This window comes from Streptomyces sp. NPDC093591, from assembly GCF_044764885.1.
GTDB lineage: Bacteria > Actinomycetota > Actinomycetes > Streptomycetales > Streptomycetaceae > Streptomyces.
Map to the genome: position 1 here is coordinate 20,879 of NZ_JBIWIY010000005.1, position 22,546 is coordinate 43,424.

A 22,546-nucleotide genomic window follows, 5' to 3' on the forward strand; every position below is an offset into this window, starting at 1 on the left:
ACGGGCACGGAGGCCGGAGCCCGACCGTCAGTCGTCCTCGCCGCTGTCGTCGCCGTCGTCGTCCTGTTGCGCCTCGCGCTGCTTCTTCGGCTCCCTCGTCTCCTGATCGCGCGTTTTCTGTTCCCGCTGCGCCTCGTCCTGTCCTTCCTGACCGGCGCTCGTCTGCGCCACCGGGCTCGGGGAGGTGGTCGGCGACGGGCTCGACCCCACGGGAGATGCGGACGCGGAGGGGCTCGTGCCGGACGGCGTTTCGGACTTCGTGCCCTCCGCTGCGGTGTTGTCCGGAGAGAACCACAGCATGCCCAGAAGCATCGCGGCCACGAAGAGCACCGCTCCGGCGGCCATGGCGATCACGCGCCGTGTCCCGGCGCGGGACCTGGACCGGGCCCGGGGCCGGGAGCGACCGGCCGATGCCGCCCCCTGGGCGGAGGGCAGCATGTAAGTCGTCGGGTTGCTGGTCCCGCCCACCTGCTGGGCCCCCGGCGGGGACGCGGGGGGAGCAGTCGGCCGCCGGGACGGCGAGGCCGCGTCGGGCAGCGGCTCGGGGCGGCCCCGCCAGGCGCCCCCGGCGAACCAGTCGGCGGCCTGCTGGGCCGCCGGCCGGTGCTCGGGGTCCTTGGCGAGCAGGCCGAGGAGATAGTTCTCGAAAGCGGGCGGGAGGCCGGGGACGCCCAGCTCGCGGGGCGGTACGGGGGCGGCGTCGAGGTGCTGGTGCAGGATGGCGACGGCGGTGTCCGCGTGGAACGGCGGGCGGCCGGTGAGGAGCTGGTAGAGCACACAGCCCAGCGCGTACACGTCGGAGGCCGGGCCCGCCGGCTTCCCCAGGGCCCGCTCGGGGGCGAGGTAGAGGCTGGTGCCGACGATCTGCCCGGTGGCGGTCAGCGCGGCGCCGGGGTCGTCCACAAAGCGGGCGATGCCGAAGTCACCGATCTTGAGGGTGCCGTCGGCGTCCAGGAGCAGGTTGCCGGGCTTGATGTCCCGGTGGACGATGCCCTCCCGGTGCGCGGCGGCCAGACCCGCGGCGGCCTGGGCGGCGATACGGGCCACGCGCTCGGCGGGCAGCGCGCCGAACTGCGACACGACCCGGGCGAGGCTGTCGCCCTCGACCAGCTCCATCACCAGGAAGAGCCGGTTGTCGTGCTCGCCGAAGTCCCGGACGCCGACCACGTTCGGATGGTCGATCCGCGCCGCGGTCTGCGCCTCCAGCCGGAACCGGGAGGTGGCGGTGGGGTCGGAGTCCTGGGGCAGCAGGAGCTTGACGGCCACCGCGCGGGCGAGCGTCTCGTCGTACGCCCGCCAGACCTCCCCCATCCCACCGCGCCCGATCGACTCGCTCAGCCGGTAGCGGCCCGCTATCAGCACCTGTTCTCATCCTCATGCCGTGGGACGTCTCAGTGCCGCAGGCCGTAACTCGCCCCGTGGGGGCGGGTGATGGTGGGGGGCGCCGCAGCCGACCCAGCATACTGGCGCAATGGATCAGTCACGTTCCGTATGGCCTCTTCGCCGGCACGGGCCGGTCGCCGAGCGGTGTCACGCGGAGCTGGTCCGCCCCACGTGACACCGGCTCGTCGGAGGGGTCAGGGGTCCCGGAGCGCCCGGGATCAGTGCGCGATGTCCGCGTAGCCCTCGACATCGCGCGGGTCGCGCGGGCCCGGGCCGATGTAGCGCGCGGAGGGGCGCACGAGACGGCCGGTGCGCTTCTGCTCCAGGATGTGCGCCGACCAGCCCGCCGTACGGGCGCACGTGAACATCGACGTGAACATGTGCGCCGGAACCTCCGCGAAGTCCAGCATGATGGCGGCCCAGAACTCGACGTTCGTGGCCAGGACCCGGTCCGGGCGCCGATTGTGCAGCTCTTCCAGGGCCGCCTTCTCCAGGGCCTCGGCGACCTCGAAACGGGGGGCGCCCAGCTCCCGGGCGGTGCGGCGCAGGACGCGGGCGCGGGGGTCCTCGGCGCGGTAGACGCGGTGGCCGAAGCCCATGAGGCGCTCGCCCTTGTCGAGGGTCCGCTTCACATACGCCTCGGCGTCGCCGGTGCGCTCGATCTCCTCGATCATGTGCAGGACACGGGAGGGCGCGCCGCCGTGCAGCGGACCGGACATGGCTCCTACGGCACCGGAGAGCGCCGCGGCCACATCCGCGCCGGTGGAGGCGATGACGCGGGCCGTGAAGGTGGACGCGTTCATGCCGTGCTCGGCGGCGGACGTCCAGTACGCGTCGACGGCGGCCACGTGCTTGGGATCGGGCTCGCCCCGCCAGCGGATCATGAAGCGCTCGACGACGGACTGGGCCTTGTCGATCTCGCGCTGCGGAACCATCGGCAGGCCCTGACCACGCGCGGACTGGGCGACGTACGACAGGGCCATGACGGCGGCTCGCGCCAAGTCCTCCCGGGCCTGCTCCTCGCCGATGTCCAGAAGCGGTTTGAGGCCCCACACGGGCGCCAGCATGGCCAGCGCGGACTGGACGTCCACGCGGATGTCGCCGGAGTGCACGGGGATCGGGAAGGGCTCCGCGGGCGGCAGACCGGGCCGGAACGCGCCGTCGACGAGCAGCCCCCAGACGTTGCCGAACGAGACATGGCCGACCAGATCCTCGATGTCGACGCCCCGGTACCGAAGAGCGCCGCCCTCCTTATCCGGTTCGGCGATCTCCGTCTCGAACGCGACGACTCCCTCGAGTCCGGGTACGAAGTCGGACATCAGGCGGCTCCTCGTGATGTGTGCGACGGATGGGTTGGACGGGTGTGTTGTGGGTGGGACGACCACATGTCGGTCTGCAGAGATCGGGACGTACGCCCGGTGGATCCACGGTCACTCGTCAGACTCGCGGTCCGGCGTACGCGTATCCCTGTGATGCCCCGTGCGGCCGGCAGTCATCCAACCGCGACGACATCAGAACGATATCCCCGAGTGCCACCTTTGGGGAGGCCTTGCGGCACTCAGTGCCACGCGGTGAGGAACGACACCGTCCCGGACGCCGCCCGCCGCATACGGCAAGATGACCGCGTGACCGACCGAGACGCCGTCCCCCTCGATCCCGCCGAACCCGTCCCCGACCCCGCCGCCATGCGCAAGCATTACCGGGCCGAGGGCCTCGCCGAGACCGACCTGGCCGCCACCCCGGTGGAACAGTTCGCCCGCTGGTTCAAGCAGGCCGCGGCCGAGGCCCACCTCTTCGAGCCGAACGCGATGATCGTCTCCACCGCGGACGCCGAGGGACGGCCCAGCTCCCGCACGGTGCTGCTGAAGCAGTTCGACGAGCAGGGTTTCGTCTTCTACACCAACTACGACTCCCGCAAGGCCCGCGACCTCGCCGAGAACCCGTACGTCTCCCTCCTCTTCCCCTGGCACTCGATGGCCCGGCAGGTCATCGTGTCGGGCGTGGCGCGACGCACCGGCCGCGACGAGACGGCCGCCTACTTCCGCACCCGCCCGCACGGCTCCCAACTCGGCGCCTGGGCCAGCGCCCAGTCCTCGCTCATCGCCACCCGCGCCGACCTCGACGCCTCGTACGCCGAGCTGGCCGCGCGCTATCCCGAGGGCGAGCAGGTGCCGGTGCCGCCGAACTGGGGCGGCTTCCGGGTGGCGGCGCAGGCGGTGGAGTTCTGGCAGGGGCGGGAGAACCGGCTGCACGATCGGCTGCGGTATGTGGCGGAGCAGGACGGGAGCTGGCGGGTGGAGCGGCTGAGTCCGTGAGCGGCGGGCCGGTAGGGGCCCGCGAGAGCAGACGACCCGCGAGCCTGGTCCTCCATTGGAGGAGCCGGTCGGACGTACCGGCGGCCCGCGGGTCGGGTGACTGCGTTGGAATGGGCCGACTGCACGCGTCTCTCACGTGCTGGTCCGGCACCGCACTGCGTGTGGTGGCGAGCCGCTAGCCCGCAGCCACCTCGCTCGTCCGGGATTCATACATGTACCGGATCACCTCCTCTCGTGCGTGGGTCACACATTAGGAACCGCTCGGTCAGGGATCAACGGGTTTTTCGAGATGTTGACTGTGACGATTCCGATCGCGTGCTGTAGCCGTAGCCATCGCCCCGTTGCAGAAGCTGCAGGTTCCAGTGGGAGACATTGAACCTGCCCATCGGCGTTGTGAGGCTGTGCTGTCCTCTGGCTCGAACCGAGATGCGGCCGGTCCATCTCCCCGCCCACTTGCCGGTGGGCATCAGCGCACGTACAAGATCGCCGGTGACATATCCGAAGTGCTGCTTGGTACGGGCGCGCCGGAGGCGCGGGAATCCGTTGCGGTCTGGGGTGGTGCGGGCGTAGGAGCCGCGTCCAGTGGCCTTGGCGACGAGGACATGCTTGGGGAACCGTACGATCGCGTCGCCGCCCTCGTGATGCAGAGGTCCGACGCACAGAGCGTCCAGGGTATGCGTCTTGGTCAGCCCCATGGCGTTGCGGTTCTCCTTGGTGCCTACAGCTGTCCAGGGGTGCACCGGTCTGCGGAGGGTGCCCAGTGCCTCGATGAGCTGCCAACGGGTCGCGTTCATGGCGGCGGCGTCACGGAGGGGTGCCTTGACCTGCTGAAGGATTTTCGCGAGGCGGTCGGGTCTGTGGGCTAGGAAGATTTCGACGGGTTGGCTGCCCTTGGCCCGATTGCAGGGGGCGCAGGCGAGGACGAGGTTGGAGATACGGTTCGAGCCTCCTCGGCTGCGGGGCGTGTGGCGGCGCGCTTGGCGTGACGCCGACGGGTTCCGGTGCCGTGCCCGTCGGTCTCCCCTCGCCCATGTTCCCTGTCGGTGGCCCGCGTGGCGGCGGGGTGTCCGTGAGCCGTTTCGTGCCTGCTCCCGGGGGTGTCTGCTCTCACGGATTCCAGAGCAGGCTGCTGAGGAAGCACAGCCTGGTGGGTCTGCTCGCCTGCAGGAAACGTAGTCATCGGGGCACCTCCCTGATCCGGATGGATCGTGATGACTGAGGCTGGTCACTCGACGGCCTTGCGGTCGGGGAGCGCGTGACCTCCCTTCTCGCGTGTACGCAGCTGACGCTAGCGGCCAAGATCCGCGCACTTGGTTGCAGTTCTCAGAAGTGGCCCATTCGTGCGAATCAGTCGAATTCCCGAACGGGTGGTCGATCTACCTGCTAAATGCATACGCGTCACCTAGCGTTCCGTACATGACAGAGCAGCAGACGGTCCGCCAGGCGATACTCAGCGGCTCCCTCTTCGAGGAGCAGATCGGCTACGCGCGTGCCGTGGTCGACGGGGACTGGGTGCATGTGTCGGGGACGACCGGGTTCGACTACGCGGCGATGACCATTTCCGAGGACGTGGTGGAGCAGGCCGAGCAGTGTCTGCGGAATGTGGGGGCCGCGTTGGAGGAGGCGGGCTGTTCGTTCGCCGATGTGGTGCGGGTGCGGTATCTGCTGCCGGAGCGGGCGGACTTCGAGCCGTGCTGGCCGGTGCTGCGGCGGTACTTCGGGGAGGTGCGGCCGGCGGCGACGATGATGATGTGCGGGCTCGCCGACCCTCGTATGAAGATCGAGATCGAGGTCTACGCCCGGCGGGGGAGCGGCGCCCGTGTGTGACGTTCCCGGGCTTCGTGTCGTGCCGGTCGACGGCGAGGCCATGCTTCAGGAGTGGCGGCATGTCCACAATGTGATCGTTCCGCCCGCGGCCATGGGCCTCGCCCTCCGGCGGGCGCACGGTCGAACAGCCCACGAGGACGCGGTGGCGACAGTCATCGCGCGCGTGCTGCCCGGGTACCGGCGGCGCGGGTATGGCACGCGGTTGTACGAGGACGGGCTCGCCCACGCGCGCGTGCTGGGTGCCCAGGTGATCGAGACGTGTGTGCTGGCGGTCAACGAGGATGGGCTGCGGTTTGCGGAGGGGCGTGGGTTCGTCGAGATCGATCGGTTGTGCCGGACGGTGAGACGGACCTGTGGGTGGACCTGCGGTTGGAGTAGGTCCGCAGCGGTTCGTACAACGATTCTTTCAATCTTGGGGAACACGGTGTGTGCTGCGTCACGTTCGAGTTAGATGATTGCAAGTGAGCGAACCGACGCGTCGTACGTGCGGACGCAGCTTGGCAGGGGGTCCAGGTGAGTGCTTCCCGGCGTAGTGGGACCACCGACGAGCTGGGGCCGGACGAACCCGAGCGGGACGGTCCGGACGGTTCGGCAGGTGGTTCGGAGGGTTCCGCAGGCGGCTCGGATCTGCTGGCCGCGCTGCTGGACGGCATGGACGCGGCCTTGTGCGCCTTCGACGCGGACGGGGTCGTCACCCATTGGAACCGTGAGGCGGAGCGGATCCTCGGGTGGAGTGCGGCCGAGGCCGTGGGGCGGCACGGGTTCGCCGGGTGGGCCGTGCGTGAGGCCGATGCCCAGGACGTCGAGGGGCGGCTGATGGCCGCCATGCAGGCTCCCGGGCGGCAGGTGCATGAGTTCGCCCTGCTGACCAAGGACGGCGGTCGGGTCCTCGTACGGACGCAGTCGGCGGCCGTGCGGGGGCCGGACGGGAAGCCCGCGGGGCTGTACTGCGCCTTCAGCGAGGTGCATGTGCAGATCGATCTGGAGCGGTCGATCGCGTTGAGCGAGGCGCTGTTCGAGGACGCGTCGTGGGGCGTGGTGCTCGTCGACGCGGATCTGCGGCCGGCGGTGGTGAACGCTCATGCGGCTCGCGCGCTGGGTATCGGGCGTACGTCCGTGCTCGGGCGGCCGCTCGGGGAGTTGCTCGCCCAGGGGGTCGAGGAGCTGGAGAGCGCGCTCACGCATGTGCTGGCGGAGGGAGCGCCGCCCGCGCCGGCCGAGATCTGGGTGAGCGTGCGGACGCCGGAGGGCGAGCGGCGGCGGTGCTGGCGGTGTGGCTTCGTACGGCTGGCCTCGCCGCTCGCGGAGGAACCGGTGCCGTTGGGGGTGGGCTGGCTCTTCCAGGACATGACCGAGGCCAAGCAGGCGGAGCAGGAGGCGGCGCAGCTGCGGTTCCGGGCCAATCAGCTGCATCGGGCGGCTCGGGCCGCCGCGGAGTGCGAGGACCCCGCGGAGGCGGCGACCGTCCATCTGGACTTCGCGCTGGCCGGGTTCGCCGATCACGCGCTGATCGACCGGGTCGCGGGTGGGGCGGTCCTGGACGCGGACACGGCGGGGCCGGTGCGGCTGGTTCGGATCGCGGTGACGCCCTCCGGTGCGCCGGGGGCGAGTCTGCTCGGCGGGGAGGCCGGGTTGCCGGTGCGGTACGGCGAGGGTCATCCGGCGTTGCGGTGTGTGGCGCGGGCGGGGTCCGTGCGGGCCGATGCGGGTGATGTGCCGGCGGAGCAGGCGCGTGCGTGGGCAGTGGGCCGGCAGTGGCCGGCGGATACGGTGCACGCGCTGTGTGCGGTGTTGCGGAGCCGGGGGCGCACGCTCGGGGTCGTGACGTTTCTGCGGGGCGGCGGGCGGAGTGCGTTCGAGCGGAGTGATGCGGTGTACGCGGAGGGGGTGGCGGTGCGGATCGCTGCCGCGTTGGATTTGGCGGGGGTCCTGGGCTCGGGCTCGGAGGGGTCGAGCGGTTCGGAGGGGGCGGGGGCGAGCGGTTCGGAGGGCTTTGCGTAGCTCTGTCGGGTCAGTGCCGGTAGAAGATCCGGTCGCCGTACTTCTCGAACACCCGGCGGTTCCAGTCGTGGCCGCCGTCCACGTTGCCGGAGCGCAGGAGTGGGGGCTCGGTGCCGCGGGCGGCCAGGGTGGCGGCTGTGGTGGCCATGACGGCCTGGAGGAGTGCGCTGGTGACGACCGTGGAGGCGGGGGCGAAGGGGGCCGGGATCGTGTCGAGGGTGAGCTCGGCGTCACCGATCGCGATCTTCGAGTCGAGGACGATGTCGCAGTGGTCCTTGAGGTAGGTGCCCGACGCGTGGCGGGACTCCGTCTCCGTGGCGTACGCCACTGATGTCACGCCGATGACCCTGACGCCGAGGGCGCGTGCGCTCATGGCCATCTCCACGGGGAGGGCGTTGCGGCCCGAGAGGGAGATGATCACGAGGGCGTCGCCGTCGCGGAGGGGGGAGCTGTCCAGGACGGCGCTCGCGAGGCCGTCCACGCGTTCCAGGGCTGAGCCGAGGGTGGCGGGCATGACGTCGACGCCTACGACGCCGGGGACCGTGAGCAGGTTCATCAGGGCGAGGCCGCCGGCGCGGTAGACGATGTCCTGGGCGGCGAGGGAGGAGTGGCCGGCGCCGAAGGCGAAGAGGCGGCCGCCGCTTTCGACGGTGTCGGCGAGCAGGGTGCCGGCTGCCTCGATGGTCTCGGCCTCCTCGGCTCGGACTCGCTGGAGCAGGCCGATCGCGGCGTCGATGAACTGGTCGGCCGGCTTGCTGTCGCTCATGCGGGCTCCTCCGGGGTGTGTTGCGGATCACCGTGCGGTCTGGACCAGTGTGGTGTCAATACGGCGTGGATGCGTCGTGCCTCCGGCGGTTGGGCGGGGGTGCCTGCGGCGGCCTGTTGGTGTTCGGTGGGGGTTCGCGTTGCGCCTGCGGGTGGGGGGTGGGTCGGGGACGGGCCGGGGGGTGTCCGTCCTCGGTCGGGCGGTGGGCGTTGGGCTGGAGGTGCTGTTTCTTGACGCCCGACTCTGCGGGCGGACACCTCCCGGCCCGTCCCCTTGCCGCCGTACGCGGGTGCAGGTGCGTGGGGGTACGCGCCCAGGCGCACTCAGAAAGCCGCTCGTTTCGGCGGCGCGGCACGGTTGTCAGTGGTATCCGGCAGAATTGAGTGCAGGGCCAGCGCACGCGCCGTGGAGCTGTCTCGCTTCCGGCTGAGCTAATCGCAGAGCTAATCGAGGGGCACGTATGTCCGGACTGATCGACACCACGGAGATGTATCTCCGCACCATCCTCGAGCTGGAGGAGGAAGGTGTGGTCCCCATGCGCGCCCGGATCGCCGAGCGGCTGGACCAGAGCGGGCCGACCGTCAGCCAGACGGTGGCGCGGATGGAGCGTGACGGACTGGTGTCCGTGGCGACCGACCGGCACCTGGAGCTCACGGACGAGGGGCGGCGGCTCGCCACCCGTGTCATGCGCAAGCATCGGCTGGCCGAGTGTCTGCTCGTCGACGTGATCGGGCTGGAGTGGGAGCAGGTGCACGCCGAGGCGTGTCGCTGGGAGCACGTGATGAGTGAGGCCGTGGAGCGGCGGGTGCTGGAGCTGCTGCGGCACCCGACCGAGTCGCCGTACGGCAACCCCATCCCCGGCCTGGAGGAGCTCGGCGAGAAGGACGGTGCCGATCCGTTCCTGGACGAGGGCATGGTCTCGCTGGCCGATCTGGACCCGGGCGTCGAGGGCAAGACGGTCGTCGTGCGCCGTATCGGTGAGCCGATCCAGACCGACGCGCAGCTGATGTACACGTTGCGCCGGGCGGGCGTGCAGCCGGGGTCGGTGGTGAGTGTGACCGAGTCCGCGGGTGGTGTGCTCGTGGGCAGCGGTGGTGAGGCGGCCGAGCTGGAGGCGGACGTCGCCTCCCATGTCTTCGTCGCGAAGCGCTGATCCGGCGGTAGCGGTCGGGTTCGGGTTTCTGCTGTGTAATTCCCGGTGCTGGAGCGGGAGTTGTGGCGATCCGTCGATCTCGTCGATTCCAAGATTCAGTGCGCTGAATCGGAGCGCTCGGGCGTTTCGCGTGCCAGGCTGTCGTGAGGCGATGCATCCGGCCGGGGAGGGGGCGGGAGGATGTGCCGTGAGTGTGGAGAGGGCCCCGACGCCGTGCGGCGCCGGGGCCTGTCCTCCCCTGTGCTGACCCGGAGCCCCGAGCTCCCAGGGTCATTCCCCTCGGACCGTTTTCCCCGAGCGGTCCGCCTCCCGGTGAAGATCTCCCCTCGGCGATGCCGATCAATCCTGGAGAGGGGTCACTCGAATGAGGGGTGTTGCCCGCAGAGACCGCATTTTCGAATAGGGGTTCGATAGTCTGCGGGTGACGGGTCATGCGGAACGTGCGCTTCATGAATGTGCGCATAAGATCACGTCAGACACACAGGACATGCACATCGCGTGCGAAGGCATCTACGCTGCGTGCGACGCGGGTGGCACGCGGTGCTCGCGTGAGCGACGGCAGATACGGCAGGCGCAGCAGGCAGGACGCGGTTCACAGGATCGGCCGACTCGAGCGGGAGCGAGCGGTCCGAGCGGAGCTAGGGGGGTGCCAGGATCAATGGCGCGGCGCATCGACGTGACCGGTACAGGCGGCGTACGTCTCGCGGCCTGGGAGTTCGGCGACCCACCCAAGACCGATCCCGCCAAGGAGCACGACCGTATGCCCGGCGTGCTGTTACTGCACGGCCTGATGGGCCGCGCCTCGCACTGGGCCTCCACCGCCCGCTGGCTCTCCGAGCGGCACCGCGCTGTCGCCCTGGACCAGCGCGGCCACGGGCGTAGCGCCCAGCCCGCGCAGGCCGCCTTCACGCGCGAGGCGTACGTCGACGACGTGGAGGCCGCCCTCGAACAGCTCGACCTCGCCCCGGCCGTCGTCATCGGCCACGCCATGGGCGCGCTGACCGCCTGGCAGCTCGCCGCCAAGCGACCCGATCTGGTGCGCGGCGTGATCATCTGCGACATGCGGGCCTCCGCGCTGGGCTCGGCCTCGCAGCGGGAGTGGGCGGACTGGTTCAAGGCCTGGCCCGTTCCCTTCGCCACGCTCGCCGATGTGCGCAAGTGGTTCGGCGAGGACGACCCGTGGGTCGAGCGGCCCAATCCCGCGCGCGGGGAGTTCTACGCCGAGGTGATGCGGGAGTACGAGGACGGGTGGCGGCCGGTGTTCGAGCCGGACCAGATGCTCGCGTCCCGGGAGACATGGGTGTACGACGCGCACTGGGAGGAACTGGCGCAGGTGCAGTGCCCGGCGCTCGTTGTTCGTGGGTTGGACGGGGAGTTGGGGCGGGCCGAGGCGCAGGAGATGGTGCGGGTGTTGCCTCGGGGGGAGTACGCGGAGGTGGCTGACGCCGGGCATCTGGTGCATTACGACCAGCCCGAGGGCTGGCGCGCCGCTATCGAGCCGTTTCTCGAAGCGGTGCGGAGTGATGCCGGGCGCCTATGAGCTCGGGTCTCCTGTGTGACGGTGGCGGCTGCGGGTTGTTCGTGGTTGATCGCACCCGCGCGGGGGAGCCGCGTATCGAAACAGCTCCGCGCCTCTTGGGGGGCGGCGCCGTGCGCCACGAGAACCCGTCACCCTTTGCTCACTGCCGTCAAGATCTCCGGCAGACGCGCCGCCGTGCGAGGTGCGGCCAGCCGCAGCCCCAGCCACGTGACCGTCGCCCCGTAGGCCGCGCCCACCGGCAGCAGCAGCCGGCTCCACGCGTCCCCGCCCTCACTGACGTTCAGCCAGATCGTCACCGCGATGACCGGCGCGCACAGCAGGGCCGCCGCGATCATGCCGCCGAAGACGGAGATCCAGGCCAGGCCCGTCTGCCCGGGAGCGACGTTCTTGTGGCCCTCCTGCGGGATGGAGTACGGGAAACGGGCCGAGGTCCAGGCGCCCGTCGCCAGCATCGCGCCGAGGAGGGCGAAGGACAGGCCGAGGACCTCGGGGAGCTTGGCCCAGTCGCCGAGGAGTGCTGTCGTCAGGACGGTGACGAGGGTGGCGTACGGCACGGTGATCAGCAGGAGGGCCAGGGCTCGGCCGCGCAGCTCGACATAGGCGTCCCGGGGGGAGGAGATGGTCAGCGCGACCATCCAGAACGCGGACGTGTCCTGCCCGAACTGGTTGTACATCTGGATGCCGAGCATCCCGGCGGCGAAGCAGGCGAAGTAGATCGAGCCGGTGTCCTGAAGGGCGTTGAACAGCGGCACGATCAGGCCGATGGCGAGCGAGGTCACCCAGGCCGCCTTGGTCTTCGGGTCGCGCCAGACGTAGCGCAGACTGCGCTGCATGACGGTGCCGGTGCGGCCGGCCGGCAGCAGGCGGGCGAGTCCGGTCGAGGTCCGTTCCCGTACGGCGGCCTCGGTGACAGCCTGGAGCGTGGAGCCGTCGGGGGAGGTCATCAGCCGGGTGAGGTGCCGTGACCATACGGCGATCAGCGCCACCAACGCGCATGCGGTCAGGGTGAGTTGGAGGACGCCGACGCCGTAGGACCCCTCGCTCACCGACTCCACCGCCGCGATCGCGGACGCCGGCGGCACCCAGCGCAACACGTCCGCCACCGGATCGAGCCGGCCGAGCCCCGACGAACCCAGCTGCTGCGCCCCGAAGTTCACGACCTGCGCCCCGACCGCGATGACCAGCCCGCTCAGCACCGCCAGATCGCGCCCCTTACGGCTGGTCAGCAGCCGGGTGTTGGCCGCGGCGACGGCCCGTGCGAGCGCCACGCACACCAGCAGAGCCAGCACGACGCCGACAACCCCGACGACGTACGCCACCCCGCCCCGCGCGACCGCGATCACCGAACCGGTGAAGAGGCACAGCGTGAACAGCGGACCTATGCCGACCAGTGAGGCCGCGAGCAGCGCCCGCACCAGTGGCCGCGGTCGCAGCGGCAGCATGACGAGCCGCGTCGGGTCCAGGGTCTCGTCGCCACCGGGGAAGAACAGCGGCATCACGGCCCAGCCGAGCGCGAGCACCGCGACGAGCAGGACGGCCACGGAGCCCGCGTGCGCGTTGCCGCGCAGCATGATCAGGCCGAGGAGTTGCAGCGCGGCGAAGAGGAGAACGAGGACGGCCGAGGCGACGTAGGCCGCCCGGCGCCCACCGGACTGCCGCAGCCCGTTCCTGAGCAGCGACAGCTTCAGCCGTACGACGACCCCCGTCACGTCGGTGCTCATCGCGCCCCGCCGCCCAGCCAGTCGAGGTCGGATCCGGCGTCGCGGCCGTTCGCGCCGACGAGTTCGAGGAACGCCTGCTGCAGCGAGGCCGCCTCTCCGCGCACCTCGGCGAGGGGGCCGTGGGCGCGGATGCGTCCGGCTGCCATGACGGCGACCCAGTCGCACAGCGACTCGACGAGCTCCATGACATGGGAGGAGAAGACGACGGTCGCGCCGGAGGCGGTGTAGCGCTCCAGGACGCCCCGGATGGTCTGGGCGGAGACGGGGTCGACGCCCTCGAACGGCTCGTCCAGGAACAGCACTTCGGGATTGTGCAGCAGCGCGGCCGCCAGCCCGATCTTCTTGCGCATGCCGGTCGAGTAGTCGACGACCAGCTTGTGCTGGGCCCCCGCCAGATCGAGTACGTCGAGCAACTGGGTGGCCCGCTTGTCGACCTCGGCCCCGGGAAGCCCGCGCAACCGCCCCGAGTACGCGAGCAGTTCCCGTCCGGAGAGCCGCTCGAAGAGCCGAAGCCCTTCCGGCAGCACCCCGATTCGCGCCTTCACCTCGACGGGGTCGCGCCACACGTCGTGCCCGACGACTTCAACGGACCCCTGATCGGGCCGCAGCAGTCCGGTCACCATGGAGAGGGTGGTGGTCTTCCCGGCTCCGTTCGGGCCGACAAGCCCGATGAACTTGCCTGCAGGCAACTCCAGATCGATCCCAGCAACAGCAACCTGCTGCCCGAACCGCTTCCAAACCCCGCGCACAACTACGGCCGACGTCATGGATGCCAACCCTAAGGGGCGCGGGGCTGTATCCAATATGCGGCTCCGCCGCGTGGGCGCGACCAGCCACGAACAAGCCCGCAGCCGCCGATCAACCGAACCCGGCAGACGAGAAGGCGCCCTTAACGATCCCTGCCGCAGGCATACGCGAGCGGCGAGATCAACTCCTCCGCATCCGGCAACCACCGATTGGCCGGCGTAGGCCGACAGGCCCACTGCACAGCCCCCCGCGACCCGAACCGCGTAGGAGGCCCGGCGACATACGCCCCCTCCCCGAGCGCGACCATGTCCAGCGACCCGATCGACCAGCCCAGCTTGCGCACCAGCTCGGGAACCTTCACCGACGCACCCGGCAACACGAAGAAGTGCATCCGCCGGTCCGGCGTCAACGTCACCGGCCCCAGCGTCAGTTCCATCCGCTCCATACGGGCCAGCGCGAGAAACCCGGCCGTCTCCGGGACGGAAATCGCATCGAAGGTCCGCCCCGTCGGCAGCAGGATCGACGCGTTCGGCTGCTTCTGCCACATCCGTCGCGCTACCGTCGCGCTTCCCGTCGCCTGTGTCGCCCAGTCGGGGCGTGCGGCGTGCGCGCCGGGCGCGGGGCACGCGCTGTCGCCACAGGAGCACAGCTGCACACCCTCGACGGCTTCCAGCCAGGTCCCCGGGAACACGTCCCAGTGGCGCTCCTCGGCGTAGCGAACGGCGGTCTCCAGCAGCGTTTCGCCGCGCTGCTTGGGAATCTGTGCGGCTTCGGTGGCCGGGATCGTCTCTTCCACGCTGAACACAACTCCCGCGCCCACCTCGGGTTACGGCCGGAGCGCGCGCGGGGGAGGAGCATCGATTCCTCATCTGGGGCGCATGGGTGCACGTGTGGGGGCGCGTGGGAGGAACGGTGGTCCGAGCTGGGTAACCACCTGTGGGGTCGGCTTCCGCCTTTACCCCGGCAATCCTCGCAAGCCTCGCATTTTCGGTATGCCGACGGGGCATTGATCTTCACGGCCGGAACCGTGCGGTGCACATCCAGTGAACCGGGCCGGATCCGGCGGTGGAAGAACGTCAACTCGGTGCGTGGGCAGGCACCGCAGCCACAGGGGGTACGCCATGGCCGCAAGGCCTCTCGTAGCGCGACAGCCGAACGAACGGCTGCAGGCACTCATTCAGGAAGCGGGCTGCTCGAACGCAGGGCTGGCCCGCCGGGTCAACATGTGCGGCGCCGAACACGGCCTCGATCTGCGCTACGACAAGACGTCCGTGGCGCGTTGGCTACGCGGACAGCAGCCGCGGGGGCGGGCGCCGGCGATCATCGCGGAGGCGCTCGGCCGCAAGCTGGGCCGTACGGTCACGATCGACGAGATCGGCATGGCCAACGGCAAGAATCTCGCGTCCGGCGTCGGTCTCCAGTTCTCGCCGACTGTACTGGGGGCCATCGAGCAGGTCTGCGAGCTGTGGCGCAGCGACGTCGGGCGGCGGGACTTCCTGTCCGGCTCGTCCGTCGCCGCGTCCGCGCTGGTCGAGCCCAGCCGCGACTGGCTGATCTCGTCGCCCGACTCGCAGGTGGCGCGCTCGGCGGGGCCGCGGGTGGGGCAGTCCGACGTGGCGGCCGTGCGCGCGATGACGCAGGCGCTCGTAGACCTTGATCACCAGTACGGCAGCGGGCATGTGCGCCCGGTCGTCGTGCACTACCTGAACAGTGTCGTCTCCGGGCTGCTGGCCGGGTCGTACCGGGAGGCGGTCGGGCGGGAACTCTTCGCGGCCGTCGCGCGGTTGACCGAGCTCGCCGGGTACATGGCGATCGACACCGGGCAGCCGGGGCTCGCGCAGCGGTACTACATCCAGGCGCTGCGGCTCGCGCAGGCGGCGGGAGACCGGGGCTACGGCGGGTATGTGCTGGCCGCCTCCATGAGCCACCTCGCCGCGCAGCTCGGGAACCCGCGGGAGATCGCGCAGTTGGCCCGGGCGGCGCAGGAGGGGGCGCGTGGGCGCGTGACCCCGCGCGCGGAGTCGATGTTCTACGCGGCCGAGGCGCGCGGGCACGCGTTGATGGGCGACGCGCGGGCCGCGCAGGTGGCGTCGGGGCGGGCCGTGACCGCGCTGGAGACGGCGGATCCGGAGTCCGGGGACGACCCGGCGTGGATCGCGCACTTCGACGAGGCCTATCTGGCCGACGAGTTGGCGCACTGCCACCGCGACCTCGGCCAGGCCGAGGCGGCGGCGCGGCGGGCGGAGGAGTCGCTCGCCGGGCTCCCCGAGACGAAGGCGCGACGCCGGGCGATCGGTTATGTGCTGCTCGCCACAGCGCAGGTGCAGCAGCGTGAGATCGAACAGGCCTGCCACACCGGGCTGAAGGCCGTGGAACTCCTGGAGACCCTGCGTTCCAACCGGGGCGCCGAGTATCTGGAGGACTTCCAGCAGCGGCTGGAGCCGTACCGGGAGGAGCCGGTGGTAAGGGACTTCGGGGCGCGGCTGGACCTGCAGGCGGCGGCGTGAAACCACGGGGTACGAGGGCGTGAACGACAGGGAAATGAAGGCGCCGGTGGGCCAAGGAGGGCGTATATAGCGGATGGGGGACCGGGACTGTTACGGCGGTCACAGGGACGCAGGTCACGTCCCGGGCTGCGTAGCACGGGGATCGGCGGAGCCGGTAGCGTGAGCCGACGATTCACAAGGTCCCCCATTAGTAGGAGTCCCGGTGACGCAGAGTGGACAGGGCGAGGAGCCCTCGGCGCGGCCCGCGCGCGAAGGCATCGTGCTGCCCTCCGACGGTGGTGAGCCGCTGCTGCCGGGCATGACGGGCGGGCAGGGCGGCCGGCCGACCTCGGTACCGGCCACGCCGCCGACCCAGCCCGCGCCCTCGGCACCGCCGGGCGGCCAGGCCTGGGGCACCCCCTGGGGGCCCGACCAGAACCAGTACCAGCCCCCGACCCCGCCGCCGGCCGCGCCGGGCCAGCCCTGGGGGACGCCGCCCGGCCAGTCCTGGGGCGGGCAGGAACAGCCCCACCAGTCGCCGTCGGCCCAGTGGGGCGCGGCACCGGACGCCGCCGCGGGCGCGCCGTCCCAGCCGCTGCCGCCGGCGGGCGAGTCGTACGGCGGGGGCACGCACCCCGCGCCGGGCACTCCGTCGTACGGCCATGGCGCGCCGGCCGGTTCACCGATGCCCGCGCCGCAGCCGCCGTACGGGCAGGGCGGTCAGCCGTCGACGCCGCTGCCGCCGGCCGGTGGGCAGACGTACGGCACGTCTGGCCCGGGTGGCGCCTTGCCGCCCGCCGGTGGGGCGTACGGCGCTCCTGGCGCCGATGGTGCGGTGCCGTCCGCCGGTCAGGGGGGCCCGGGGGCGCCGCTGCCGCCCGCCCGCGCCGAGGAGTACGGTGCCCCGGGCGCCGGCGCGCCCTTGCCGCCCGCCGCGCCCCACGCACCCGGCGCGCCCCTCCCGCACGCGGGTGCCGGTGGCTTCGGTGCCCCGCTGCCTCCGGCCGACGAGGGCGCCACTCAGTACATGCCGCCGGTCGGCGGCGCCCCCGCGGGCGCGGACGACCAGGCGACCCGTTACATACCGCCCGTCGCCGCACCCCCCGCTCCCGCGGCCGCCGAGGGGGCGACGCAGTACCTCCCACCGGTGGGGCCGGGGGCCTTGCCGCCCGAGGTGGCCGGTGAGAACACACAGTTTTTGGGGCGCGTCCGGCAGACAGGCGCCGCCGCTCCTCAGAGCGGTGCCGGACCGCGGCCGCCGGCTTCCGGGGCCGACGCCGAGGCCACGCAGTACATCCCGCCCGTGCCCGGCCGGCCGGGCGGCCCGTCGCCCGACGGGGCGGAGCGGCAGCCGCTCTCCGACTTCGACAGTCTCTTCCGCAGTGAGCCGGGCGGCGGTGAGCCCCCGGCCGCGGCCACCCAGCAGCTGCCCCGCTTCCAGCAGCCGCAACCGCAGGGCCGGCCCGAGACGGCGTACTTCCCGCCCGGCCCGGGCGGCGACGACGGCGGCCGCGGAGGCCGCGGTGGCGGTCGTACGGGCTCTCGGCTGCCGCTCATCGCCGCCGTCGGCGTCGGTATCGCCGTGCTCGGCATCGGTGCGGGCGCGCTGCTCGCCGGTGGCGGCAAGGACGACGACAGCGGCGAGGACAACACTCCCGTCTCCGCCACGGCACCGGCGACCGAGGGTTCTCCCTCCCCGTCGGCCGATCCGGCCGAGGAGCAGGCGATCGCCCTGGACAAGCTGCTGGCCGACAGCGGGGACAGCCGTACCGCCGTGATCAACGCGGTGGCCGACGTGAAGTCCTGCGGCAACCTCGCCCAGGCCGCCACGGACCTGCGCGGCGCGGCCAAGCAGCGCAACCAGCTGGTCACCGACCTGTCCAAGCTCACTGTCGACCAGCTCCCGAACCACACCGCCCTGACCACCGCGCTGACCAAGGCGTGGCAGGCGTCGGCGTCCGCCGACAACCACTACGCGGCGTGGGCGGACCAGGTGGCGGCCAAGAAGGGGCAGCTCTGCAAGAAGGGCCAGGCCCGCTCCACCGGCCAGACCCAGGCCGGTAACCGTGCCAGCGGCACCGCCAGCGCGCAGAAGAAGACGGCCGCGCAGCTGTGGAACACCATCGCCAAGAAGTACGGCCTGACGGAACGCCAGCCGACCCAGCTGTAGTCCGGGCCGGGCGGTCAGTTCACGTCGACGCTCTGCAGCGTCCTCGTCACGTTGGTGAAGCCCTTGCGGGCCGCCACCAGCCGCCCGTCCCGTACGACCTGGAGGGTCACCTCGCGGTTGACCAGCCGGGGGAAGCCGACGGCGGCCAGGACGTCCTGGAACTTCCACTGGAGGGTCGGCGTGAGGCCGCCCGTGGAGACCTTCAGGCCGTCGTCCAGAGCCTCCCGCACGGAAGCGGCGGTCACCTCGTCGTCGCCCAGCGACTCGACGACCTTCTTGAACACCGTGTACGCGATCCAGGTCGTCTGCACTCCGGCGTCCGCGGGGTCGATGCGGTTGTCGCCGAAGGCCTGCTCGCTGATCACCTTCTTCATCGAGTCCCAGCGCGGATCGCTCGCGACCGGATACCAGCCGGTGATGTACGACCCCTCGTAGGGTCCCGACGCCCCGCCGCCCGCGTTGATCACGGTCTGGTCGACGCTGCCGAGGACGGTGGCGGTGCGCACGTCGGGATAGTCCTCGCGGGAGCGCCGGAAGGAGTCCATGAAGGTGGTGGTGCGGTCGCCGAGCGCAGGCACTACGCAGCCGGTATCCGTCGGGTCGTCGGTGGCGTACTCGAGCGCCCGCGTCGACTGGCTGCCGTACTCCGTGGCGTCCTCCTCGGCCAGCTGGTCGCCCGCGGCCCGGTGCCCGCCCGCCTTCAGGCCCGAGTCGAGCAGGGGCGGCAGCTCGTCGCCCGCGATGTTGTCGGGGCGCACCAGCGCGACGGGGCCGCAGGTGCGGGCCAGTTCCTTGCCGAGGCCCGCCAGGAGGGTGGGCTGGCCGCCGTTGACGGGGTAGGAGAGCGGGCTGGTGAACTCGGCGTTGGTGATGCCGTAGCCGCCGATGTAGGGGATGCCGGCGCCCTCCAGTGAGGGCAGGAAGGTGTCGCCGTACTGGCTGTAGGAGCCGATGACCGCGACGACGTTCTCCTCGACGGCGCGGTCGGCGCACTTCGCCGCGGACACGCTGTCGTTGTGGTCGTTGCAGGTGAGGACCTTCAGCTCGCGGCCGCCGAGGCCGCCGTGGGCGTTGACCCAGCGGGCGTACGCCTGTGCGAAGGCCGGCATGCCGGGCTTGTTGGTCGCCTTGGTGTTCTCCGGCGCCCAGGTCATGACGGTGATCGAGTCGTCCCCGGAACCCCCCGCGGTACCGGGGACGACCCCGCATCCGACGGCGAGCGACGCACACGCCACCACTGCCGCCGCCGAACGAGCGGTTGCTTTGCCGAACGGCTTGGTGGTCATGGGGAGGACGGTGCTGGGGGTGCGTCGCCTGCCGGTCATGGTTCCGCACGATTCCGCCACACAACAAACCGTGGCGCGCCCCTTGGTTATCACACGGTGACGAGAAGGTGAATTGCGGGGGTTGGCGGGGTGTGTGTGACCGGGAACGTACGATCGATGACCGTGCAAGGTTCGGAGAACTCTTCCCGTCGCGGCCGTCGCTCCTCCACCATGGGCGGCATGCCACTGAACGACATGCCGTGGTGGCGCTGGCGCAGCAATGTGCGCTCCGCGCTGCACATGCTCTCCGACCAGACGTTCCAGCGGGACGTCTGGCTCGCCGGTGTCGACGGATACGGCGACGTCACCGACGCCGTGTACCGCCTCGTCGAGGACACCTGGCTGGACAACTGGTCCGCCGAGAAGTACGTCGGCACGATATTCCGGGACTCGCAGGAGGCGGCTCTCGTCGACACCGCCGTGCTGCGGGTGCTGCGGATCATGCACCAGGTCGGCCCGGACGCGCCGGTCTCCGCGTACATGGAGCACCAGGGCTGGCCGGAGGCGGTGCGGGCGGCGCGGGACGCGCACGTCCGGATGGCCATGGCCGACGGCGAGGACCCGGACGCCGCGCCCCGCACGCTCGAGGTGCTGCGGATCATGACGCGGTCCGCGTAAGCGGTCCGGGTAACGGGACGACCGTCCACGGCGGGCCCCGGATATGGGACCCTGTGCTGCATGAACGAGCAGTCCACCCGAGCCGCGGTCCCCGCCGAGCAGTACGTCCTCATCCTGTCCTGCCCCGACAAGCAGGGCATCGTGCACGCCGTGTCGAGCTACCTCTTCATGACCGGCTGCAACATCGAGGACAGCCAGCAGTTCGGTGACCACGACACGGGACTGTTCTTCATGCGCGTCCACTTCTCGGCGGAGGCGCCGGTGACGGTGGACAAGCTGCGGGCGAGCTTCGCGGCGATCGGGGACTCCTTCCAGATGGACTGGCAGATCCATCGGGCCGAGGAGAAGATGCGGGTCGTGCTGATGGTCAGCAAGTTCGGGCACTGCCTGAACGACCTGTTGTTCCGCGCCAGGATCGGGGCGCTTCCCGTGGAGATCGCCGCCGTGGTGTCCAACCACACCGACTTCGCCGAGCTTGTGGGGTCGTACGACATCCCCTTCCACCACATTCCGGTGACCAGGGACAACAAGCCCGAGGCGGAGGCCCAGCTGCTGGAGATCGTCCGGGAGCAGGGCGTGGAGCTGGTCGTTCTCGCGCGGTACATGCAGGTGCTCTCCGACGATCTGTGCAAGGCGCTCAGCGGGCGGATCATCAACATCCACCACTCGTTCCTACCGAGCTTCAAGGGTGCGAAGCCGTATCACCAGGCGCATACGCGCGGTGTGAAGCTGATCGGGGCGACGGCGCACTATGTGACGGCGGACCTGGACGAGGGGCCGATCATCGAGCAGGAGGTCGAGCGGGTCGGGCATGACGTCACGCCGGACCAGCTGGTCGCGATCGGACGCGATGTGGAGTGCCAGGCGCTGGCTCGCGCGGTGAAGTGGCATGCAGAGCGGCGGATTCTGCTGAACGGGCGGCGGACGGTCGTGTTCGCCTAGCAGCTCGGGTCCATCTGTTTGAGGGCGGCTGCGGCGGCTGGCTCGTGGTCGCTCGCGCCCACGCGGCGGAGCCGCAAATCGATACAGTCCCGCGCCCCTGAAGGTGCGTCCGGCGCACGTACTCAAGGGGCGCGGGGAACTGCGCGAACGGCCCCCACCCACCCGCAGCCGCCCGCGAACCCTCAACCCGCCCCTACATCCGGCTCAAGCTCGCCGCAGCGAACAGCACATCCCTGATCGCCTCCCGGTCACCCACCTGCCCCGCCGCGGCCTCCGCAGGAGACACGTGGCCCGCGGCCAGCCGGCAGAACTCCGCGCCGTCCAGGGCGACATGGGCCACCTCATGCTCGGCGGAGCCCATGGCCGCCGGGGAGTCGAGGGGAATCAGCCACTCCCCACCGCCCGAGCCCTCGATCTCCAGGCGCAGGCTGCGCCCCGGCTCGCCGGCAGGCACAAGACGGCGGTGCGGGCCGGGAGGCGGCGGCGCCGCCAGGCCGGCGCGGCGACGGGCCGCCAGGACCGTGGGGAGCATGCGGGCCGCCAGGTCGACCATGGGGTGCAGATCACGGCCGGACGGCGGCTCGTACGGGTAGTCCACCGCCTCGGCGATGTCCTCGGCGTGCACCCAGCACTCGAAGGCGCGGTCCAGCATCGCGTCGCGCAGCGCCAGCTCGAAGTCGCCGTACGGGACGGACAGCCGACCCGTGCCGCCGCCCGTGAAGGACACCGTGCGGACCAGGTCGTGGGTCTGTTCCCGCCAGGGGGCCCGCACGGCCCGCGTCGGCGGGAAGTGCGAGGCGCGCCAGTACGCCTCGGTGCGCGCGGACGGGGTCGGCCGGTCCGCGGCCACGTCGCCCAGCGGGTCCTGAAGGCCCAGCGCCACCGCCACCAGCCCGTCGACCGTCAGCAGGTGGGCGATGACCCCGGCGACGGTCGTACGACGGCTCGTCGGCTCGTCCTTGCGGAACCACCGCAGCCGCACGGGCGCGTGCCACTCGGCGTCCCCGAAGTCCTGCAGCAGGGCGTCGAGGCGGGCCGTCTCGGCGTCGTACGGCGTCGCCCACTCGGGCACCGGGATGCGCGGCGGGCGCCGCTCCAGGCAGCCCTCGATGACGCGGGCGCGCAGGGAGGGGTCCGGGTCGAGGGACTCGGCGGGGTGCAGCAGGCCCACGGCCTCGCGCAGCCGCCGCGCCTCGTCCGCGCAGGAGCCGCAGTCGCCGAGGTGCTCCTCGACGGCCGCCGTCTCCTCCGCCGAGCAGGCGGCCAGCGCCCACGCTCCGAGGAGCGACTTCAGGACACGGTGTTCGAGGACGAGCGGGGCCGGGCGCGGTGCCAGGTCGCCGAGGGCCTCCAGGGCGGGCAGGGGGCGTCCGGTGTCCTCGACGGAGGCGCGGGGGAGCGGTATGCGGGGCGGCTGGTCCGGGCTCGGCTCGGGGGTGGGGTGCTGGTCGTCGCCGTTGCCGCTGTTCATGCCGCCGGCCGCGCGGGTGGTGTCCGCGGAGCCGCTCTCCTCCTTGTTCCGGGCGTGCTCGTCCTGGGCCTGGGCCGGGTC

The 22,546-nt window shown here is 71.4% G+C and carries 19 protein-coding genes and 1 pseudogene; 10 read left to right on the forward strand and 10 right to left on the reverse strand.

Annotated features, from left to right (window positions below):
* Positions 1–27: 27 nt before the first annotated feature.
* Complete coding sequence (locus ACIREI_RS12270) at positions 28–1,311, reverse strand: serine/threonine-protein kinase (RefSeq protein ID WP_403331955.1); 1,284 nt, start codon at positions 1,309–1,311, stop codon at positions 28–30.
* 290 nt (positions 1,312–1,601) lie between these two features.
* Positions 1,602–2,702 (reverse strand): citrate synthase 2, encoded by a 1,101-nt coding sequence (locus ACIREI_RS12275; RefSeq protein ID WP_301999798.1) that lies wholly within the window; start codon positions 2,700–2,702, stop codon positions 1,602–1,604.
* 306 nt (positions 2,703–3,008) lie between these two features.
* Here ACIREI_RS12275 and pdxH point away from each other — a divergent pair, with 306 nt between their 5' ends.
* Positions 3,009–3,698 carry a pyridoxamine 5'-phosphate oxidase gene (pdxH, locus tag ACIREI_RS12280; protein WP_403330981.1) on the forward strand — a complete coding sequence of 230 codons (690 nt, stop codon included), beginning with the start codon at positions 3,009–3,011 and terminating at the stop codon, positions 3,696–3,698.
* Positions 3,699–3,970: 272 nt separating this feature from the next.
* Here the strand turns inward: pdxH and ACIREI_RS12285 are convergent, their stop codons facing one another.
* Together ACIREI_RS12285 and ACIREI_RS12290 are read right to left on the reverse strand one after the other, a co-directional pair.
* Positions 3,971–4,492 (reverse strand): hypothetical protein, encoded by a 522-nt coding sequence (locus ACIREI_RS12285; RefSeq protein WP_403332013.1) that lies wholly within the window; start codon positions 4,490–4,492, stop codon positions 3,971–3,973.
* Positions 4,493–4,594: 102 nt separating this feature from the next.
* Positions 4,595–5,008: pseudogene (locus ACIREI_RS12290) on the reverse strand (HNH endonuclease); the annotation flags it as partial.
* A 106-nt stretch (positions 5,009–5,114) separates the two neighbouring features.
* Between ACIREI_RS12290 and ACIREI_RS12295 the strand changes: the two are divergent.
* The 3 genes from ACIREI_RS12295 (at position 5,115) to ACIREI_RS12305 (ending at position 7,526) form a co-directional block, all read left to right on the forward strand.
* Positions 5,115–5,525: a RidA family protein gene (locus ACIREI_RS12295; protein WP_403330984.1), complete on the forward strand. Its 411-nt coding sequence runs from the start codon at positions 5,115–5,117 to the stop codon at positions 5,523–5,525.
* Positions 5,526–5,616: 91 nt separating this feature from the next.
* Positions 5,617–5,976, forward strand: coding sequence for a GNAT family N-acetyltransferase (locus ACIREI_RS12300; protein ID WP_403331958.1), 360 nt, complete (start codon positions 5,617–5,619; stop codon positions 5,974–5,976).
* Positions 5,977–6,038: 62 nt separating this feature from the next.
* The gene (locus ACIREI_RS12305; RefSeq protein ID WP_403330987.1) at positions 6,039–7,526 is read left to right on the forward strand and encodes a PAS domain-containing protein; all 1,488 of its coding nucleotides are present in this window, start codon (positions 6,039–6,041) and stop codon (positions 7,524–7,526) included.
* A 10-nt stretch (positions 7,527–7,536) separates the two neighbouring features.
* On the opposite strand, the gene ACIREI_RS12310 is transcribed toward ACIREI_RS12305, so the two are convergent.
* Entirely contained in the window at positions 7,537–8,292 is a 756-nt protein-coding gene (locus ACIREI_RS12310; RefSeq protein WP_403330990.1) for an SIS domain-containing protein, read from the reverse strand.
* A 460-nt stretch (positions 8,293–8,752) separates the two neighbouring features.
* Here ACIREI_RS12310 and ACIREI_RS12315 point away from each other — a divergent pair, with 460 nt between their 5' ends.
* Together ACIREI_RS12315 and ACIREI_RS12320 are read left to right on the forward strand one after the other, a co-directional pair.
* Positions 8,753–9,445, forward strand: a complete 693-nt coding sequence (locus tag ACIREI_RS12315) for a metal-dependent transcriptional regulator (RefSeq protein WP_062703554.1) — start codon at positions 8,753–8,755, stop codon at positions 9,443–9,445.
* A 658-nt stretch (positions 9,446–10,103) separates the two neighbouring features.
* Positions 10,104–10,985, forward strand: coding sequence for an alpha/beta fold hydrolase (locus ACIREI_RS12320; protein WP_403330993.1), 882 nt, complete (start codon positions 10,104–10,106; stop codon positions 10,983–10,985).
* 128 nt (positions 10,986–11,113) lie between these two features.
* Here ACIREI_RS12320 and ACIREI_RS12325 read toward each other — a convergent pair whose 3' ends face one another.
* From ACIREI_RS12325 to ACIREI_RS12335, 3 genes are all read right to left on the reverse strand, one after another.
* On the reverse strand, positions 11,114–12,706 hold the full coding sequence (locus ACIREI_RS12325; RefSeq protein ID WP_403330995.1) for a transporter: 1,593 nt from the start codon (positions 12,704–12,706) through the stop codon (positions 11,114–11,116).
* A complete protein-coding gene (locus ACIREI_RS12330) occupies positions 12,703–13,473 on the reverse strand; it encodes an ABC transporter ATP-binding protein (RefSeq protein ID WP_403330998.1) in 771 nt (256 codons plus the stop codon). Before ACIREI_RS12330 ends, ACIREI_RS12325 begins: the two co-directional genes overlap by 4 nt.
* A gap of 122 nt (positions 13,474–13,595) precedes the next feature.
* Positions 13,596–14,258 carry a bifunctional DNA primase/polymerase gene (locus ACIREI_RS12335; RefSeq protein ID WP_403331001.1) on the reverse strand — a complete coding sequence of 221 codons (663 nt, stop codon included), beginning with the start codon at positions 14,256–14,258 and terminating at the stop codon, positions 13,596–13,598.
* Between the two features lie 316 nt (positions 14,259–14,574).
* Between ACIREI_RS12335 and ACIREI_RS12340 the strand changes: the two genes are divergently transcribed.
* Positions 14,575–15,960 (forward strand): transcriptional regulator, encoded by a 1,386-nt coding sequence (locus tag ACIREI_RS12340; protein WP_403331003.1) that lies wholly within the window; start codon positions 14,575–14,577, stop codon positions 15,958–15,960.
* Between the two features lie 202 nt (positions 15,961–16,162).
* Positions 16,163–18,109 carry a hypothetical protein gene (locus ACIREI_RS12345; RefSeq protein ID WP_403331006.1) on the forward strand — a complete coding sequence of 649 codons (1,947 nt, stop codon included), beginning with the start codon at positions 16,163–16,165 and terminating at the stop codon, positions 18,107–18,109.
* Positions 18,110–18,123: 14 nt separating this feature from the next.
* Here the strand turns inward: ACIREI_RS12345 and ACIREI_RS12350 are convergent, their stop codons facing one another.
* Positions 18,124–19,434: an ABC transporter substrate-binding protein gene (locus ACIREI_RS12350; RefSeq protein WP_403331010.1), complete on the reverse strand. Its 1,311-nt coding sequence runs from the start codon at positions 19,432–19,434 to the stop codon at positions 18,124–18,126.
* 117 nt (positions 19,435–19,551) lie between these two features.
* On the opposite strand from ACIREI_RS12350, the gene ACIREI_RS12355 reads away from it, so the two are divergent.
* Entirely contained in the window at positions 19,552–20,052 is a 501-nt protein-coding gene (locus tag ACIREI_RS12355; RefSeq protein ID WP_403331013.1) for a hypothetical protein, read from the forward strand.
* A 60-nt stretch (positions 20,053–20,112) separates the two neighbouring features.
* Complete coding sequence (gene purU, locus ACIREI_RS12360) at positions 20,113–20,994, forward strand: formyltetrahydrofolate deformylase (protein ID WP_403331015.1); 882 nt, start codon at positions 20,113–20,115, stop codon at positions 20,992–20,994.
* 193 nt (positions 20,995–21,187) lie between these two features.
* Here the strand turns inward: purU and ACIREI_RS12365 are convergent, their stop codons facing one another.
* On the reverse strand, positions 21,188–22,465 hold the full coding sequence (locus ACIREI_RS12365; RefSeq protein ID WP_403331960.1) for a zf-HC2 domain-containing protein: 1,278 nt from the start codon (positions 22,463–22,465) through the stop codon (positions 21,188–21,190).
* Positions 22,466–22,546: the final 81 nt, after the last annotated feature.